General features: G+C 72.5%; 17 protein-coding genes. 6 read left to right on the plus strand and 11 right to left on the minus strand.

Going from position 1 to position 17,438, the window contains the following annotated elements; genetic code table 11:
• Positions 1–109: 109 nt before the first annotated feature.
• The gene (locus tag ACLJN9_RS12600; protein WP_410811400.1) at positions 110–1,324 is read left to right on the plus strand and encodes an FAD-dependent monooxygenase; all 1,215 of its coding nucleotides are present in this window, start codon (positions 110–112) and stop codon (positions 1,322–1,324) included.
• A 49-nt stretch (positions 1,325–1,373) separates the two neighbouring features.
• Here the strand turns inward: ACLJN9_RS12600 and pepN are convergent, their stop codons facing one another.
• Entirely contained in the window at positions 1,374–3,890 is a 2,517-nt protein-coding gene (gene pepN, locus ACLJN9_RS12605) for an aminopeptidase N (RefSeq protein ID WP_410811401.1), read from the minus strand.
• A gap of 69 nt (positions 3,891–3,959) precedes the next feature.
• Between pepN and ACLJN9_RS12610 the strand changes: the two genes are divergently transcribed.
• A complete protein-coding gene (locus tag ACLJN9_RS12610) occupies positions 3,960–4,178 on the plus strand; it encodes a DUF397 domain-containing protein (protein ID WP_410811402.1) in 219 nt (72 codons plus the stop codon).
• Between the two features lie 87 nt (positions 4,179–4,265).
• On the opposite strand, the gene ACLJN9_RS12615 is transcribed toward ACLJN9_RS12610, so the two are convergent.
• On the minus strand, positions 4,266–4,673 hold the full coding sequence (locus tag ACLJN9_RS12615; RefSeq protein ID WP_410811403.1) for a hypothetical protein: 408 nt from the start codon (positions 4,671–4,673) through the stop codon (positions 4,266–4,268).
• Between the two features lie 263 nt (positions 4,674–4,936).
• Here ACLJN9_RS12615 and ACLJN9_RS12620 point away from each other — a divergent pair, with 263 nt between their 5' ends.
• Both ACLJN9_RS12620 and ACLJN9_RS12625 read left to right on the plus strand, forming a co-directional pair.
• Positions 4,937–6,226, plus strand: coding sequence for a cytochrome P450 (locus ACLJN9_RS12620; protein ID WP_410811404.1), 1,290 nt, complete (start codon positions 4,937–4,939; stop codon positions 6,224–6,226).
• A 103-nt stretch (positions 6,227–6,329) separates the two neighbouring features.
• Complete coding sequence (locus ACLJN9_RS12625; protein ID WP_410811405.1) at positions 6,330–7,361, plus strand: glycosyltransferase; 1,032 nt, start codon at positions 6,330–6,332, stop codon at positions 7,359–7,361.
• Positions 7,362–7,457: 96 nt separating this feature from the next.
• Here the strand turns inward: ACLJN9_RS12625 and ACLJN9_RS12630 are convergent, their stop codons facing one another.
• From ACLJN9_RS12630 to ACLJN9_RS12640, 3 genes are read right to left on the minus strand one after another with little or no spacing between them, the layout of a single operon-like run.
• Positions 7,458–8,141 carry a DUF3618 domain-containing protein gene (locus tag ACLJN9_RS12630; RefSeq protein WP_410811406.1) on the minus strand — a complete coding sequence of 228 codons (684 nt, stop codon included), beginning with the start codon at positions 8,139–8,141 and terminating at the stop codon, positions 7,458–7,460.
• On the minus strand, positions 8,138–8,605 hold the full coding sequence (locus ACLJN9_RS12635; protein ID WP_410811407.1) for a phage holin family protein: 468 nt from the start codon (positions 8,603–8,605) through the stop codon (positions 8,138–8,140). The genes ACLJN9_RS12630 and ACLJN9_RS12635 overlap by 4 nt, the downstream gene beginning before the upstream one ends.
• Positions 8,606–8,636: 31 nt before the next feature.
• The gene (locus ACLJN9_RS12640; protein WP_410811408.1) at positions 8,637–9,410 is read right to left on the minus strand and encodes a hypothetical protein; all 774 of its coding nucleotides are present in this window, start codon (positions 9,408–9,410) and stop codon (positions 8,637–8,639) included.
• 229 nt (positions 9,411–9,639) lie between these two features.
• Between ACLJN9_RS12640 and ACLJN9_RS12645 the strand changes: the two genes are divergently transcribed.
• Together ACLJN9_RS12645 and ACLJN9_RS12650 are read left to right on the plus strand one after the other, a co-directional pair.
• Positions 9,640–10,131: a DUF4383 domain-containing protein gene (locus tag ACLJN9_RS12645; RefSeq protein ID WP_410811409.1), complete on the plus strand. Its 492-nt coding sequence runs from the start codon at positions 9,640–9,642 to the stop codon at positions 10,129–10,131.
• Positions 10,132–10,202: 71 nt separating this feature from the next.
• Positions 10,203–10,862: a DUF6766 family protein gene (locus ACLJN9_RS12650; protein ID WP_410811410.1), complete on the plus strand. Its 660-nt coding sequence runs from the start codon at positions 10,203–10,205 to the stop codon at positions 10,860–10,862.
• 30 nt (positions 10,863–10,892) lie between these two features.
• Here the strand turns inward: ACLJN9_RS12650 and ACLJN9_RS12655 are convergent, their stop codons facing one another.
• The 6 genes from ACLJN9_RS12655 to ACLJN9_RS12680 all read right to left on the minus strand — a co-directional run bounded on the left by ACLJN9_RS12655 (position 10,893) and on the right by ACLJN9_RS12680 (position 17,409).
• Entirely contained in the window at positions 10,893–11,342 is a 450-nt protein-coding gene (locus ACLJN9_RS12655) for a GNAT family N-acetyltransferase (RefSeq protein WP_410811411.1), read from the minus strand.
• A 70-nt stretch (positions 11,343–11,412) separates the two neighbouring features.
• Positions 11,413–12,897 carry a GTPase ObgE gene (obgE, locus tag ACLJN9_RS12660; RefSeq protein ID WP_410811412.1) on the minus strand — a complete coding sequence of 495 codons (1,485 nt, stop codon included), beginning with the start codon at positions 12,895–12,897 and terminating at the stop codon, positions 11,413–11,415.
• 95 nt (positions 12,898–12,992) lie between these two features.
• The gene (gene rpmA / locus ACLJN9_RS12665) at positions 12,993–13,247 is read right to left on the minus strand and encodes a 50S ribosomal protein L27 (RefSeq protein ID WP_109818441.1); all 255 of its coding nucleotides are present in this window, start codon (positions 13,245–13,247) and stop codon (positions 12,993–12,995) included.
• A 10-nt stretch (positions 13,248–13,257) separates the two neighbouring features.
• Entirely contained in the window at positions 13,258–13,572 is a 315-nt protein-coding gene (gene rplU / locus ACLJN9_RS12670) for a 50S ribosomal protein L21 (RefSeq protein WP_074313742.1), read from the minus strand.
• 166 nt (positions 13,573–13,738) lie between these two features.
• A complete protein-coding gene (locus ACLJN9_RS12675; protein ID WP_410811413.1) occupies positions 13,739–14,254 on the minus strand; it encodes a hypothetical protein in 516 nt (171 codons plus the stop codon).
• Positions 14,255–14,370: 116 nt separating this feature from the next.
• Entirely contained in the window at positions 14,371–17,409 is a 3,039-nt protein-coding gene (locus ACLJN9_RS12680; protein ID WP_410811414.1) for an Rne/Rng family ribonuclease, read from the minus strand.
• Between the last annotated feature and the right edge of the window lie 29 nt (positions 17,410–17,438).

Below are 17,438 nucleotides of genomic sequence, written 5' to 3' on the forward strand. Positions count from 1 at the left end.
CGACACCTGGACAGGCACCCGGCCCGAAGCGGCAACCAGAGGATAACCGGGTTTCCTCCCAGGTCGGTTCGTCCGCGTACGGACGACGACGACACCCAGGGAGAAGACCATGACCACGGTACGAACCGCGATCGTCATCGGCGGCGGCATCGCCGGCCCGGTGACCGCACTCGCGCTGCACCGCGCCGGCATCACCGCCACCGTCCACGAGGCGTACCCCGCCACGGCCAGCGGGGTCGGCGGCATCGGCGGCACCCTCGCGCTCGCGCCCAACGGTGTGGCGGCCCTGCGCACGGTGGGCGCGGACGAGGCGGTGACGGCGACAGCCACCCCGATCGGGCGCACCGTCATGGCCGTCGGCCGCCGCCGCATCGACCTGCCTACTCTGGCCGGGGTGCCGCCGCTGCGGGTGGTGCACCGGGCTGAGCTGCACCGGGTGCTGCACGACCGGGCGGCGGCCGAGGGCGTGTCCTTCGCGTACGGCAGGCGGCTCATCGCCGCCGAGCAGACGGCAGGCGGCGTGACCGCCCGTTTCGAGGACGGCAGCAGCGCCACCGCCGACATCCTGGTCGGCGCCGACGGCATCCGGTCGACGGTCCGCGGGCTCATCGACCCGGCCGCGCCCGGCCCACGGTTCACCGGGATGCTCAGCTTCGAGGCGGTGGCCCGGCACGAGGTGGACGTCGAGCCCGGCACGATGACGTTCGCGTTCGGGCGCCGCGGCTACTACCTGTACTGGCCGGAGCCGGGCGGTGGCACCCGGTGGGGGGCCAACCTGCCGTACCAGCGGCCAATGAGCCTGGTCGAGGCCCGCACGGTGCCGTCGGCGCAGTGGTTGGCCACGCTGCGCGACACCTACGGCGACGACGACCCGGGCCGGGAGCTGATGGCGACCAGCAGCGCCGCCGACCTTCAGGTGGTCGGGTCGTTGCAGATCATGCCGCCGGTGCCGCACTGGCACCGGGGCCGGATGGTGCTCGTCGGCGACGCGGCGCACGCGCCGTCGAACAGCTCCGGTCAGGGCGCGTCGCTGGCCATCGAGAGCGCGGTGCAGCTCGCCCGCTGCCTGCGTGACCTCCCGGACGTGGCGTCGGCGTTCACCGCGTTCGAGCGACTGCGCCGGGCCCGCGTCGAGAAGGTGGCCGCCCGGGCGGCGCGGATCAACCACGCCAAGGCGCCGGGGCCGGTTGCCCGGACGCTGATGCCGCTGTTGATGCCCCTGCTGGTGCGTACGGCCCTGGACCCGGAGAAGACGGTCGCCCACGAGCAGCGTTACGTCATCGACTGGGACGCGCCGGTCACGGCGGAGCCCGCGCTGCGCTGAGCCCCGGGCGCGGGGTGGCCGGTGTGCCACCCCGCGCCCGACCGGTCTCTCAAGCCGCCGCGGCGGCCACCGCCGTGCGGGCGACCAGCGCGCGGCGCAGATCGTCGTCGGCGTCGGTGACCACCCGCCGCAGGCCCGCGGTCAGGTCGTCTCGGGCCAGCAGCGCTGCGGCCGCCTCCCGGGTGGGCTGCGCCACGGCGTAGCGGGGGAACGCCAGGGCCGCCACCCGGTCGGCCGTCCACGGGGTACGCCCCCGCGCGGCAGCCGGCATGTCCGCGAAATACCGCTGGACGTACGCGGCGGTCAACTCGGCCTGCTCGGGCTGCCAGAACCCCTCGGCGGTCGCCTCCACCAGCCGATTGGACAGCTCGGTGTCCCGCACGATGCTCTCCCATGCTGCCTGCTTGGCGGCCGGGTCGGGCAGGGCGGCCCGGCAGCGGGCGGCCCGTTCCGCGCCCGTGGAGCTGTTGTCGGCGGCCGCCTCGATGGCGATCTCCGCCTCGCCGGCGGCGCCCAGCACCACCAGCTGGCGCAGCACCGCCCAGCGCAGCTCGGCGTCGACCCGCAGCCCGGCCGGCACGCCCCGGCCGGCGAGCCAGCCGGTGAGCAGATCCGCGTCGGTGGTCGCGGCGATCCAGCCCCGAGCTGCGGCGAGCTGCAACGACTCCCCCGCCGGTGCGCCGTCGAGCAGCTGCCGGCACGCCCCGGCGACCCGGGCCAGCGACGCCGACCGGGTCAGCGGGTCGAGGTAGCGGTCGACCAGCGAGCGGCTGAGGGTGAGCACGTCCTCCGCGATGATCACCTCGGTCTCGGCGGGCAGCGCGGCGACCATCAGGTCGACCAGGCCGATGACCGGCCGCTCCCCGTCGGTCGCCGCGTCCAGCGCCTCGCTCCAGAGCACCGCCCGCGCCAGCGGGTCAGCCAGCCCCGGCAGCACCAGCGGCACGGCATCCGCCGACGCCGCGTCGAGGCGCACCTTGGCAAAGGTGAGGTCGCCGTCGTTGAGCAGCAGCAGCCGGGCCGCCGCCGCGCCCGTGAACCCACCCAGCACCGTCCGGCCACCATCGGTTGTCGGGTCGATGTCCACCTCGTCGCGCTGCACGGTGCCGTCCACCGAGTAACGGCCGACGCCGATCCGGTGCGGGCGCAGCACCGGGTACGACTCGGGCGCGGTCTGCACGACGGCCACCTCGGTGTAGCGGCCGTCGGCGTCGACGGTGACGTCTGCGCGCAGTGTGTTGACCTGCGGCCGGCGCAACCACAGCTCGGCCCAGCCGGACAGGTCCCGGCCGCTCGCGCTGCTGAGACCCGCCAACAGGTCGGCGAGGGTGGCGTTGCCGAAGCGGTGCGCGGCGAAGTGCGCGTTCAGGCCGGCGAGGAACGCCTCGTCACCGAGCCAGGCGACCAACTGCCGCAGCACGCTGGCCCCCTTGGCGTACGAGATGCCGTCGAAGTTGAGCAGGCCCTCGTCGGCGTCGGCCACCTCGACGGGGGCGACCGGATGGGTGGAGGGCCGCTGGTCCGCGGCGTACCCCCAGGCCTTGCGACGCATGGCGAAGGTCGTCCACGCCTGATCGAAACGGGTCGCCTCGGCGGTGACCCGGGTGCCCAGGTACTCCGCGAAGGACTCGTTCAGCCACAGGTCGTCCCACCAGCGCATGGTGACCAGGTCGCCGAACCACATGTGCGCCATCTCGTGGGCGATGGTGGTGGCCCGCAGCTCACGCTGGGTGTCGGTGACCGCCGAGCGGAACACGTAGTCGTCGCGGAAGGTGACGATGCCCGGGTTCTCCATCGCGCCGGCGTTGAACTCGGGCACGAACGCCTGGTCGTACTTGCCGAACGGGTAGCGCTCGGTGAAGAGCTGGTGGAACCGGTCCAGGCACTGCCGGGTGATGGTGAAGATCTCCTCGGCGTCGGCGTCCAGGTGCTCGGCGAGCGACCGGCGGCAGTAGATGCCCAGCGGCACGCCGTCGTGCTCGGCCCGCCGCACGTGGTAGGGCCCGGCGATGAGCGAGAAGAAGTACGTGGCAAGCGGCGCGCTCGGGGCGAACTCCCAGCGACCGGGCGCGGGGTTGGTGGCCACCTCGGCGTTGCTGGCGACCGTCCACTCCGGCGGAGCGGTGACCGCGAGGGTGAACGAGGCCTTGAGGTCGGGCTGGTCGAAGGCCGCGAAGATGCGCTGCACGTTGTCGAGGAAGCTCATCGCGTAGAGGTAGGTCTCGCCGTCGGCCGGGTCGACGAAACGGTGCATCCCCTCTCCGCTGTTGGAGTAGGCCATCTCGGCCTCGACCACCAGGGTGTTGTCTGTGGCCAGGTCACTCAGCGGCAGGCGGTTGTCGGTCAACACCCCGGGGTCGATGTCGCGGTCGTTGAGACGTACTGCCAGGAGGGCGGCGGGTTTGATCTCGGCGAAGGTCGCGGTGCCGGGAGTCGCCCGGAACCGGATCTCGACGCGGGAGCGGAACAGCTCGTCGCCAACGGTCAGGTCGAGGTCCACCTGATAAGACTCGACAGTAATCGCCGCGCCACGCGCGGTCGCCTCTACACGGGTCAGGCTCGGCATCCGCTTATCCTGCCCGATGGGGATCCACACGCGGTCACCACACGACCCTCGGCACTGGAGGAAAGAACCATGGCGCAGCACCCCAAGGGCGACTTCGACCTCTCTCGGGCGGTCTGGCAGCGGGCCGAGGGGGACAGCTCCGGCAGCGCCGTCGAGGTCGCGTTCGTCGATGACCTGATCGGGATGCGCAACTCCGCCGAGCCGGAGGGGCCGGTGCTGGTCTTCACCCAGGCGGAGTGGGACGCGTTCGTCGCCGGCGCGCAGGACGGCGAGTTCGACCTGGACTGACCCGTCGGGCCTGTTGTTGGAGCTGGTTGCCGTGCCGGTGCCCGCCCGCGTGGACACCGGCACGGCGACGACCGTCCTCGACCAGGGTCAGGCATCGCCGGGGCTGTCGCCGTCACCCCAGCCGAGACCACCGGGACCCGGGGCGTGGTGGAAACCGGGATGGTCGGCCACATCGACGCAGCGCTCGCCGTCCGGGCCGATCGCCCCGCAGAACAGCCGCTCGGCCCGCTGCCACGCGTCGGCCGGCGACAGGGCCGCCGCACCGAGGGCCAGCTCCGGGCGGAGCAGGCTCAGCGCCTCGGCGTACGCCACGGCCAGCTCGCGGGCGTCGGCCGCGCCTGGCGCGGTGAAGCCCAGGTGCACGGTGAAGAACCGGTGCGGCCGGTCGGGTCTGCCGGGCGGACGGATGAGCCCCCCGCCGTCCCGGCTCCGCCCGCTGGCGAGCGCCCCGACCACCCGTCTCTGACGCCAGTACGGCGACCTGTTGTCCCGCATCCCCACCCTCCCCATGATCCGTGGTCGCCGCCACGCCGCCGGGCCACCCTGCCCGGCCGCGGTTTCCGGCCGCCCACCCACCGAGAAGCCAACCAGGTTTCCGCGCCGGTGGGAGGGGCCAGCAGACGCCGATCCGGTGGCCGCCGCGCGCCGGCCGGCCCGGCGCTGCGCTGTTGCTGGTGGTGGCGGGATTCAGGAGCGCCGACCTGGGTAGACGCACCCGGCCGGGCAGACCGGCCGGCACCCGAGCGTGAGGAGACCCGATGGCGACCATGCCGGCCGACCGCAGCCCGGACAGCACGCTGTCGTTCCTGCGCTCCGGCTACCGGTTCATCGGCGATCGCTGCGACCGGTACGGCAGCGACGTGTTCCAGACCCGCATCCTGCTGGCCCCGACCATCTGCCTGCGCGGCCGGCCGGCGGCGGCGCTGTTCTACGACACCGAGCGGTTCCAGCGACAGACGGCGATGCCGCTGCGCGTGCAGCGGACCCTCACCGGCCGGGGCGGGGTGCAGGGGCTGGACGGCTCGGCGCACCGCAACCGCAAGGCGATGCTGATGTCGATCATGACGCCGGCGGCCATCCGGCAGTTGGGGCAGCTCTTCGACGACGAGTGGCAGGCCCGAATCCCCGCCTGGGAGGCCGCCTCGGCGGTGGTGCTCTATGACGAGCTGGGCCGGCTGCTCACCCGGGCCGTCTGCGCCTGGGCCGGGGTGCCGCTGGCCACGTCGCAGGTCGACCGCCGTACCGTCGAGCTGCACGCCATGATCGAAGCCACGGCGGCGGTCGGCCCCCGGCACTGGCGCGGGCTCCTGGCCCGTGGCCGCGCCGAACGCTGGCTGGCCGACGTCATCGAACGCACCCGCGTCGGCACCCTGCCCGTGCCGGCCGACAGTCCGCTGAAGGTGGTCGCCGAGCACCGGGATGCCCGGGGCCGGCTGCTTCCCCGGCGGATCGCCGCCGTCGAGCTGCTGAACCTGCTGCGGCCGACCGTCGCCGTGGACCGGTACATCGCCTTCGCCGCGCTAGCCCTGCACGACCACCCGGCCTGGGGCGAGCGGGTCCGCGGGGACGACGAGGCCACCGAGCAGTTCGTCCAGGAGGTACGCCGGTACTACCCCTTCTTCTCGGCCGCCGCGGCCCGGGTCCGGCGCTCCTTCGACTGGGACGGCCACCACTTCCCCCGGGGCCGCAGGGTGCTGCTCGACCTGTACGGCACGAATCATCACCCGGAAGTCTGGCCGCAACCCGAGCTGTTTCGCCCGGAGCGGTTCGCCGGCCGCCGCGTGGATGAGTTCGAGCTGATCCCGCAGGGCGGCGGAGACCCGACGACCGGGCACCGCTGCGCCGGTGAGTGGATCACCATCGACCTGATGAAGCGGGCGGTCACCAACCTGACCAGCACCATGCGCTACGAGGTGCCACCGCAGAACCTGGCCCTGGACCTGCACCGGATACCCGCCCTGCCCCCCTCCGGCCTCACCCTCACCAACATCCACCGTGTCGCCCGACTCGACACCGCGTCGACGGGTCGTAACGACAGGCCGGTTTGATCGGCCGGAACGGGGGCACCTGCTGCGGACGTCCCGCCTGTTTCACGTGGCCGCCCACCGCCGCCCCGCGCAGGCCGTTGCACACCACGTTCGGGAGGCAGCGTTGCCCTTCGACGCCAGCGAGAACGGCCGGCGCAGAACGGCCGACGGGCTGCCGGGCGAGATCAGCCTGGCACTGTTGGCGTACGTGCTGCCGCTGCACTGGTCCGACGACGCCGGCCTGGCCGAGTTGACCGACTACCTGCGCTGGCTGGCTGGCCGGGTCGAGGTGAGCGTCGTCGACGGGTCGCCGGCCGACCTGTTCGCCGGGCACGCCGCCGCGTGGCGGGGGCTGGTCCGGCACCTCCCGCCCGACGCGGCCCTGCACGGAGTGAACGGCAAGGTGACGGGGGTGCTCACCGGTGTCCGGGCGGCACGGCACGAGCACGTCGTCATCGCCGACGACGACGTGCGCTACGACGAGGCCGCACTGCGCGCGGTCCACCGGCTGCTGGGCCGGGTCGATCTGGTACGGCCGCAGAACTACTTCGAGCCGCTGCCCTGGCACGCGTGGTGGGACACCGGCCGGACGCTGCTCAACCGGGCGCTCGGCGCGGACTTCCCGGGCACCCTCGCGGTGCGCCGCAGCACGTTCCTCGCGATGGGCGGCTACGACCCCGACGTGCTCTTCGAGAACCTGGAGCTGATCCGCACCGTACGGGCGTACGGGGGCACCGAGGCGGCACCGCCCGAGCTGTACGTCCGCCGGCTACCGCCGGACGCCGCGCACTTCCGCGGTCAGCGCGTACGCCAGGCGTACGACGACCTGGCCCAGCCGGCCCGCCTGGCGACCTCGCTCGCGGTCGTGCCGGCGCTGGCGGCGGCGGTCGCGTCCCGCCGGCCCGGGGTGCTGCTCGGCGCGGTGGCCACCACCGTCGTCCTGGCCGAGTTCGGCCGGCGGCGGGCCGGCGGAGCGGCGGTCTTTCCGCCGAGCACCGCGTTGGCCGGGCCGGTGTGGCTGCTGGAACGTGGCGTCTGCGCCTGGCTGGCCGTCGGCCGGCGGGTGCTGTTCGGTGGGGTCCGCTACGCCGGCGGTAGGGTCCGCCGCGCCGCCCACTCCGAACGCGCCCTTCGGCACCGTCTCCTTCCGCACTGACCCCCGCCCCTCACCTCCGGGAGCGGGCAGGGGACGGGGAACGCGACAGCTCGCGGGCATCCGGGGACGGCCGCGAGCTGTCGGGGTTGCGAATGGTCAGGAGGTGACCTGTTGGCGGGCCTGCTGGGCCTGGTCCTTGACGTCCTGCGCGGCCGACTTCGTGTCGTCCTTGACCGCGTGCACCGCGTCCTGGGCGGTGGACTTCACCGACTCGGCGGCGTGCTGGGCCGGCTCGCGCAGCTCCTCCTTGAGCTCGCTGGCCAGCTCGCCCAGCTTCTCCTTCACGGCTCCGCTGTGCTCACCGACCTTCTCCTTGATCTGGGCCGCTGCCTGCTGCTCGCGGCGCGACGCCGGGATCAGCGAGGAGGCCAGCCAGCCCACCCCGAACGCGATCAGGCCAGCGGCGAGCGGGTTGCCCGCGGACTTCTGCCGGATCACCCGCGGAGCGCTGTGCGCGGCGTCGCTGACACTCGATGCCGCCGAGTGCGCGGCGTCACTGACGCTCGAGGCTGCCGAGTGTGCGGCGTCACCGACGGTGGAGGCCGCCGACGAGGCGCGGTCGCCCACCGAGTGGGCGGCGTGGCCGGTGCCGTGGCCGAGGTCAGACGCGGTACCCATGACCTTGTCCCTCACATTCTGCAGCGCGGAACGGGCCCGCTGCTTGCGGTCGTCGACGATGCGGCTGGGGCTGACCTTGTATGCCAGCGCGTCCACATCAGAGCTGAGGCTGTTGCGGGTGGCTTCGATCTCCCGGCGGATCTGATCGGGATCGGTGCTCATCGGGTGACTCCCTCCGGGTGAGGCTTGAGCGCGTCGGGGATCCGCTGCACGCTGTCGTTGGTCTGTTTGAGGCCGCGTATGCGCTGGGCGTTCTTCCTGGCCAGGGAGTAGAGGACCGCGGCGATCGCGGCCCAGAGAAGGGCCACGATCAGCCCTGCCCAACCGGCGTCCATCACGTTGGACAACCCGGCCCAGAGGGCCAGCGAGAGGAAGAGCGCCACCATGTAGCCGCCGAAGCCGGCGCCGCCGAAGAGCCCTGCGGCCTTGCCCGCCTTCTTGCCCTCCTGGCGGATCTCGGCCTTGGCCAGCTCCACCTCCTGGCGCATCAGCGTCGACATGTCGGTGGTGACCTGGCGCAGCAGCTCACCGATGGAGCTGCTCTTCACCTCCGCCGCGGTGTGCGGGGCACCCGCGTCGGAGTGGTTACCGGAGCCCAGTCCGGACCCTTGCGTCGGCATGGTCATGCCGTCGCCTCCCTTCGGATGACTTGGTGGTTCACGGGCGGGTGGTGCCGCTGGACGGCACGCCCGGCAGCGGGTCGGTCTGGGTCACCGGCGGCAGCGGCTGGCCGGTGCCGGCGTACCCGCCGGAGGTCGGCTCGGCGTAGGTGCCGGGGGTCGGGTCGAGGTGACCGCCCGCGGGGACGGCGTCCGGCACGGCGCGGGGCGCCGGCGGCGTCGGGATCACCGCGGTCCGCTCCGGGTCGTACGCCCCGGCGCCCCGATAGGTCGAGGAGCCGTGGCCGGAGTCGTTGCCGGAGTCGTCGCTGGCGGCGGAGATGCCGCGGGTCAGCCGCCCGGCCAGCACCCCGAGAACCGCCGCGCCGACCAGGAAGGTGCCCGGGTTGCGTCGCGCGTAGTCGCGTACCTCGTTGATCAGGTCACCGGGCTCGCGCTCCTCGAGCCAGCCGGCCACGCCGTGGACCCGGTCGGCGGCCTGGCGGGCCAGCTCGCTCACCGGGCCGGCCTGGCCACCCTGCTCGGCCATCGAACTCATCTCGTCGGCCAGTGACCGCAGCCCACCGGCGGCCCGGCGCTGCTGCTCACCGGTCTGGCTGGCGAGCTGCGTGCGGGCCTCTCCGTACAGGTTGCGGGCCTGTCGGGCCGCCTCGCGGCCGACCTCGGTGCCCTGCTCCTTGGCGGTCTGCGCGACCGCACCGCCGGCCTGCGCCGCCTCGGAACCGACCTGACGGGCCTGGTCGCGGACGCCGCCGCCGTTGGTCGACTCCTCGCTGTACGTGGAAGACGTGGGTGAAAGATCGTAAGTCATGATTTCCCTTCCGCTCGGAAAGTCGTCGCGGTTGTGCTGGGGGTTGCGGCCGCGTTGCCGCCACCGCTGACCACTCCCCTACCCTCCGTTCCGGCTTCCATACCTCTTCGTGCATTTCTCTGCGGGACCAGTCGGATCGTCTTCACAATGGAGGATCGTCGGGCTGCGTGACGTCGCCGCTGCGGACAGTGAGGCGCGCAGGGCTGACAGATTCACGGAGGTGGCAGCGGTGGCACGAGACCCACGAGGTGGCCGAGCGGCCGGCCCCCGACCCCGGGTGCAGTCGGTCGCGCTGGCCGTGGCCGCTGTGTTCCTGCTGATCGGCATCCTCGGCTACATCCCCGGCATCACCACCGACTACGGCGGGTTGAGGTTCGCCGGCCACCACTCGGACGCGAAGCTGCTCGGGCTGTTCCAGGTCTCGATCCTGCACAACGCGGTGCACCTGTTGTTCGGGTTGGTCGGCCTGGTGCTGGCCCGCAGCGTCGCCGGCTCCCGACTCTTCCTGGCCGGAGGCGGCGCCGCCTACCTCGCCCTCTGGCTGTACGGGCTGGCCATCGAGGCGGTCGACCCGGAGAGCGGGGCGAACATCCTGCCGATCAACACCAACGACAACTGGCTGCACCTCGCGCTCGGCTTCGGCATGCTCGCGCTGGGGCTGCTGCTGTCCAACCAGGCGGGCGCCGGTGGGCGGCTGGACACCCCCATCGACCGACCCTGACCTGGCAATCCGGCCGGTTCCGCGGTCGTGGCGGTGTGGGTATCGGGGGCTGATCCTTGAAGGAGGACGACATGCCTCGTTGGCTACGTGACAACGCGCTGAGCATCGCCATGCTCGGCGCGTTCCTGGTCTTCCTGGTCCTGCAGAGCGTCTTCGGGTGGCAGACCCACAACGAGGAGCTGACCGAGTTCGGCGCCGCGCCGCTGAGCTGGCCTGCGTACCTGACCACCGGCCACTTCGCCGAGGCGGTCTTCGAGAACTGGGAGTCGGAGTTCCTCCAGATGGGTGGGTACGTGCTGCTCACCGCGTACCTGGTGCAGCGGGGTTCGGCCGAGTCGAAGCCGGTCGACCAGACCGACCGGCCGGAGGACAACGAGCGCAACGCCACCCCGCAGTCGCCCTGGCCGGTGCGCGTCGGCGGCCTGCCGCTGGTGGTCTACCGCAACAGCCTCTCCATCGCCCTGCTGCTGATCTTCGCCGGCTCGTTCGTCGGCCACCTGCTCGGTGGCACCGCCACCTACAACGAGGAGCAGGCGTTGCAGAGTGGAGCACCGCCGATCGGGGCGTTGGACTTCCTCGGCACCAGCGACTTCTGGTTCCAGTCCCTGCAGAACTGGCAGAGCGAGTTCCTCGCGGTCGGCGCGCTGATCCTGCTGAGCGTCGTCCTACGCCAGCACGCCTCGCCGGAGTCGAAGCCGGTGACCGTCGCGCACGCCAGCACCGGCGCCTGAGCGCCGGCGCCGGGCACGGCGACGGGTTCCTCAGGCCGCGACCGGCAGCCGCTTGGCAAAACAGACGCTGTACGGATTGTGCACGTACTCGCCGTAGACCGGGATGGGTTCGTAGCCGCACGAGGTGTACAACCCGATCGCCGCCGGCAGGTAGGTGCCGGTCTCCAGGCAGACCAGCGAGTGGCCCTGCCGGAACGCGCACTCCTCCAACGCGGCGAGCAGGTGGCGGGCGATGCCCCGACCCCGGGACGCCGGCCGGACGTACATCCGCTTGACCTCGCCGGTGGCGGCGTCGAGCGACTGGAGACCACCGCAGGCGACCGCCCGGCCGTTCACGACCACCGCGAGGTAGCGGATGTCGTGATGGGTGATGGTGACCTGCCCGTCCAGGCCGCCGTCGGCCTCCCGCAGCTCACGCTGCTGGGCGAGGATCAGGGCGGCGATCTCCGGATCGCTGGCGGGCCGCGCTTCGATCAGCATCACCCAACGCTAGGTGGGGGAAATTTCGCGAAGGTTTCCGGCAGTCAACCCGATCACGGAGCGCAACCGGCTACTCGGCGTCGTCCTCGTCCTCGTCCTCGTCCTCGATGTCGTCGACGTCGTCGGACGCGTCGGCGCCCACCTCGTCGGCCGACCGCACCCGGCGGGCCTTACGCGCGGCGAGCCGGTCCGCTGCCGAGGCCCGGTTCGACTTCTCCTCCAGTCGGACGTCCGTGCCCCGGTTGCCGGGCGTGAACTCCACCCCGGCGTAGAGCGTCGGCTGCCAGTCGAACTCGCGGTCACCGATCCGGACCAGGTCACCCGGCTGTGCGCCGGCCTTGGCCAGCTTCTCCTCCACCCCGAGCCGGGCCAGCCGGTCGGCCAGGTAGCCGACCGCCTCGTCGTTGTCGAAGTTGGTCTGCTTGATCCACCGCTCCGGCCGGACGCCACGGACGGTGAAGGAGCCGTCGGTCTCGGTCGTCACGGTGAAGCCGGCGTCGTCCACGGCCAACGGGCGGATCACGATCCGGGTGGGTTCAGCCGGCGGTGCTGCCTTACGCTCCGCTTCGACCAGCTCGGCCATCGCGTAGGTGAGCTCCTTCAGCCCTTCCCGGGTGGCCGCGGAGACCTCGAACACCCGGTAGCCGCGCTCCTCCAGGTCGGGGCGCACGATCTCGGCGAGGTCACGGCCGTCCGGCACGTCGACCTTGTTCACCGCCACCAGCCGCGGGCGGTCGGCCAGCCCGCCGTACTCGTTCAGCTCGGCCTCGATGGTCTCGATGTCGGCGACCGGGTCACGGCCGGGCTCCAGCGTCGCCGAGTCGATGATGTGCACCAGCACCGCGCAGCGCTCGATGTGCCGCAGGAACTCCAGGCCCAACCCCTTGCCGGTAGCCGCACCGGGGATCAGACCCGGCACGTCGGCGACGGTGAAGGTGTGGTTGTCGACCCGGACCACGCCGAGGTTGGGCACCAGGGTGGTGAACGGGTAGTCGGCGATCTTCGGCTTCGCGGCGGAGATGACCGAGATCAGCGACGACTTGCCGGCCGAGGGAAACCCCACCAGGCCGACGTCGGCGACGCTCTTCAGCTCCAGCACCACGTCGAGCTGATCGCCGGGCTCGCCCAACTCGGCGAAGCCGGGAGCCTTGCGCTTGGCGTTGGCCAGCGAGGCGTTGCCCCGCCCGCCGCGCCCGCCACGGGCCACCTCGAAGGTGGTGCCGTCACCGACCATGTCGGCGAGCACGGTGCCGTCGGAGGTCTGCACGACGGTGCCGTTGGGCACCTTGAGCACCAGGTTCTGGCCGTTGGCCCCGTCCCGGTTCGACCCCGCGCCACCCTTGCCGTTGTCGGCCTTGATGTGCGGGCGGAAGTGGAAGTCGAGCAGCGTGGTCACCTGCGCGTCGACGACCAGGGTCACGCTGCCGCCGTGCCCCCCGTTGCCGCCGTCCGGCCCACCGAAGGGCTTGAACTTCTCGCGGTGGATCGAGGCACAACCGTGCCCGCCATCGCCGGACTGCAGGTGCAGAACGACCCGGTCAACGAACGTCGCCACGGCGTCAATCCTTCCAGCGAGGCCTGACCCCGCACTGCGAAAAAAAAGCCAAGCGGGCCGGGACCCGGAGGTCCGCGGCCCGCTTGGCCGAAGAGCTACTGCTGCGGAACGATGCTGACGGTCTTGCGACCGCGCTTGGTGCCGAACAGGACCGAACCGGCGGACAGCGCGAACAGCGTGTCGTCGCCGCCACGGCCGACCAGGTCACCGGGGTGGAACTTGGTGCCACGCTGCCGGATGAGGATCTCACCGGCGCTGACGACCTGACCGCCGAAGCGCTTGACGCCGAGTCGCTGGGCCGCGGAGTCACGACCGTTACGCGAGCTGGACGCACCCTTTTTGTGAGCCATTTCCGACGACCTACTTCCCGCTGGAGATGCCGGTCACCTTGACCTGGGTCAACGGCTGGCGGTGACCCTGGCGCTTGTGGTAGCCAGTCTTGTTCTTGAACTTGTGGATCTTGATCTTCGGGCCCTTGGTGTGCGCGGCGATCTCGCCGGACACCGCGACCTCGGCAAGCTTCGCCGCGTCGGTCACCAGGTCGTCACCGTCGACGAGGAGCACCGCGGTGAGCTTCACCGCGTCACCGGGGGCGCCGGTGAGCTTCTCGACCTCGATCACGTCGCCCTCGGCGACCTTGTACTGCTTGCCGCCGGTCTTGACGATCGCGTACATCGGAGGCGGACTCCCTGTCGTTGAGGCTGCTGGCGGTCGTTCCCGCGGCGGCTCGCCGGGTGGTGGTGCACGGCAGCGCGGGCACACGGGAACTCGGCACACCAAAAGTGCGCCGCAGGCAAGAGTACGCCATTGCTGGCCCCGGCCCCAAACCGGCCCGCCCCGGTCAGCGCGTGCAGAGTTGGTCGAGGCGCTGCTGGAGCCGGTCGAGCTCGGTCTCGTCGATCGACTCGACGTCGACACCGAGCGCGGCGACCTCGGTGCCGATGTCGGTGAGCAGCGTCTTGAGCTGCGGATCGGTAGCCCGGGCCGACTGCTCCCGCAGCGCCGCCCGCCAACCCGTCAGCGCCGCCTCGGCCCTCTTGCGGGCCGCCTCGGCCGTGGCGCTGTCCCCGGCACCCACCGCGGCGATCATCTGGCCCAGCTCCGCCACGTACGTCCGGACGGCCGTGGTGCCCGCCTCCTGCGCTGTGGCGCAGACCTGCGCGGCGCTGCCGCCCGCCACGCCACCACCTCCGGGCGTACCCGTCGATCCGGCCGGGATGCCCCCGGGCCCGGCGGCCGGGCCGGAACCCCCGCTCGTCGCGCCGGCTGGACCCTGCCCTGCGGGCCGGTCGGTGGAGCAGCCGCCCACGGCGGCGAGCGCGGTGACCAGCACGGTGACGGCGAGCAGGCGACGCATCTTCTTCTCCTGACCGGGATGGCCGATCCTGGGCCGGGGTGGCCCGAACAGCGAGGTCCCTCCCCCGTCACTTTGCCGGGAGAGGGACCTCGTCAAACACCAGGCCGGTCAGGCGGTCAGGGGCGGGTCCGCCGTCGGGCGCCGCCCCGCCGGGAGCGGCGACGGCCGGTGCCACCATCGGTGCTCTCGTCGTCGGCGTCGCCGTCGGCGAGCGCATCCGGGTCGTCCGCGGCGGCCAGCCGGGCCGACTCGCCCTGCTGGGCGTCGGAGACAACCGGCGCGGCGGCGGTGTCCGCCTCGTAGCGGGTCAGGTCGTAGCCCATGGTGTCCACGTAGTCGGCGTCCGGCGCGGCGCTGGTGCCGGTCTCGACGACCTCGACCGCCGTCCGTTCGACGGGGGCGTTCTTGCGGGCCCGACGACGGGAAGACGCCGTGCCCTGCTCGACGGCCGGGGCGGCGGCGACCGCCGAGGCGACCGCCTTGACCTTCTCACCGGCGCCGCCACCGGCACGCGGCTTCTCCGGCACCGGCTCGGTGTGCATGATGACACCCCGACCCTTGCAGCACTCGCAGGTTTCGCTGAATGCCTCCAGCAGGCCCGCGCCGATCCGCTTGCGGGTCATCTGCACCAGGCCGAGCGAGGTGATCTCGGTGACCTGGTGCTTGGTGCGGTCCCGACCCAGGCACTCGGTGAGCCGCCGCAGAACCAGCTCACGGTTGGACTCCAGCACCATGTCGATGAAGTCGATCACGACGATGCCGCCGATGTCCCGCAGCCGGAGCTGGCGGACGATCTCCTCGGCCGCCTCCAGGTTGTTACGGGTCACCGTCTCCTCCAGGTTGCCCCCGGAGCCGGTGTACTTGCCCGTGTTGACGTCGACGACCGTCATGGCCTCGGTGCGGTCGATCACCAGCGAACCGCCGGAGGGCAGGAAGACCTTGCGGTCCAGACCCTTGATGATCTGCTCGTCGATCCGGTACTCGGCGAAGATGTCGGTCGTGCCCACGTGCCGGCGCATCCGGTCGACGAGGTCCGGGGAGACGTGCGACAGGTACGACTCGACCACGCCGTACGACTGCTCGCCCTCGATCACCAGCTCGCGGAAGTCCTCGTTGAAGAGGTCCCGGACGACCCGGATGACCAGATCGGGCTCTTCGTAGAGCAGCACCGGAGCGCCGCCCTCGGCAGCCTTGGCCTGGATGTCCTCCCACTGCGCCTGGAGCCGCTTCACGTCGCGAGCCAGCTCGTCCTCGCTGGCGCCCTCGGCGGCCGTCCGGACGATCACGCCCGCGCCGTCCGGAACCAGCTTCTTGAGCACGTCCCGCAACCGCTTGCGCTCGTTGTCGGGAAGCTTGCGGCTGATCCCGGAGGCGTTGCCGTTGGGTACGTAGACCAGGTGCCGGCCGGAGAGCGCGATGTGGCTGGTCAGCCGCGCGCCCTTGTGCCCGATCGGGTCCTTGGTGACCTGGACGAGCACCGAGTCGCCCGAGCGCAGCGCCTGCTCGATCGAGCGGGCCCGCCCCTCCAGACCGGAGGTGTCCCAGTTGACCTCACCGGCGTACAGCACCGCGTTGCGACCACGGCCGACGTCGACGAAGGCCGCCTCCATGCTCGGCAGCACGTTCTGCACCTTGCCCAGGTACACGTTGCCGGCCATCGTGCCGGAGGAGTTGCGGGTGACGTAGTGCTCGACCAGGACGCCATCCTCCAGGACGGCGATCTGGGTGCGATCGCCGCGCTGGCGGACCGCCATCACCCGGTCGACCGCCTCGCGGCGGGCCAGGAATTCCGACTCGCTGAGGATCGGCGGACGCGTACGCCGCTGCTCCCGGCCGTCGCGGCGGCGCTGGCGCTTGGCCTCCAGCCGGGTGGAGCCGGACACACCCTGCACCTCGTCGACGGTCCGGCGCGGTTCACGGATCTTGACCACGGTCGGGACGCCGTCGTCCGCGGCCCCCTCCGCGTCCCCGGCACCCCGACGGCGGCGCCGACGGCGTCGACGGGTCAGCCCGTCCCCGTCCCCGCCCTCGGACTCCTCGTCCTCGTCACCCTCGGCCTCGGCGGTCTCGTCCTCCTCGGCCTGCGCCGACTCCTCGGACTCGTCGTCCTCGGCGTCGTCGGCACCGCCCTTGCCCCGGCCCCGGCCGCGGCGACCACGCCGGCGGCGACGGCGGGCAGCGGCGCTGTCCTCGTCGTCCTCATCCGCCTCGTCGGCCTCGTCGGCCTCCTCGGTCGGCTCCTCCTCGGCTTCGACGGCCTCGACCGGCTCGGCGTCGCGGCGACCGCGCCGCCGTCGGCGGGACGGCTCGGCGGCCTCCTCCACGGCCGGCTCCTCGGCGACCGAAGCGGGTTCCGCCGGCCGGGTGACCGGTACGGCGTCCGGCTGTGGCGCCATGAACAGCACGGTGGGCGCGGAGAGCGCCGCGCGCCGGCGGCGGGTCCGCGGCTGCTCCGGCTCGACGACCTCGACCGGCTCGATCGGCTCGTCCGCCACACCGGCCACGGCCACGCCCGGCGGCACCTCGCCGGAGCGGTCCTGTGCCCCGCTTGTCCGGGTCGGCTCGGCGGGGGTCCGCACGACGGTGGCCTCCGACTCGTCGAGCTGGGCCTCCGCCTCGCGCAGGTCGGACTCCTCCGGAGCCTCGGCGGCCGGCTCCTCGACGACGGCGGGCTCCTCGGCAACGGCTGCCGGCGTGGCCTTCTTCCGCCGAGTGCGGGTCACCTTGACCGGCGGGACCACCTCGGCCGACGCCTCCTCCGCGGAGGCCGCGACCAGCGGCTCGTCGGCGGTCTTCTCCACGGGGGTGGCCTTACGACGGCGCCGGGGAGTCTTCGGAGCGACGTCCAGGTCACCGGAGACCGGGGCGTAGACCTCCGCCTGCGGCGTCTCGTCGCTGCCGACCCCGCCGGTGGACGCCTCGACCGGTGCATCGGTCTGCTCCGGTTGGTTGAGCGGAGCGGCCCGGCGGCGGGTCGTCCGGGTACGCCGCACGGGAGCGGCGGGCTCGGCGCTCTCCGCGCCGGCCGGCCCCGCGGTGGCGGCGCCAGTGGGGTTCGCCGCGGCGGCGCCGTCGGCGGTGGTGCTCTGGTCAGCGGTGTCGCCGGCCGGCTGTGAACCGGTCCGTTCGCCGCCCTCGGGCTCGTTCTCGAGCATGGACGTTCTCCAGTTCTGGCTGCCCCGGG

Origin of the sequence: Micromonospora sp. 067-2 (assembly GCF_046549295.1) — a bacterium.
Lineage (GTDB): Bacteria > Actinomycetota > Actinomycetes > Mycobacteriales > Micromonosporaceae > Micromonospora.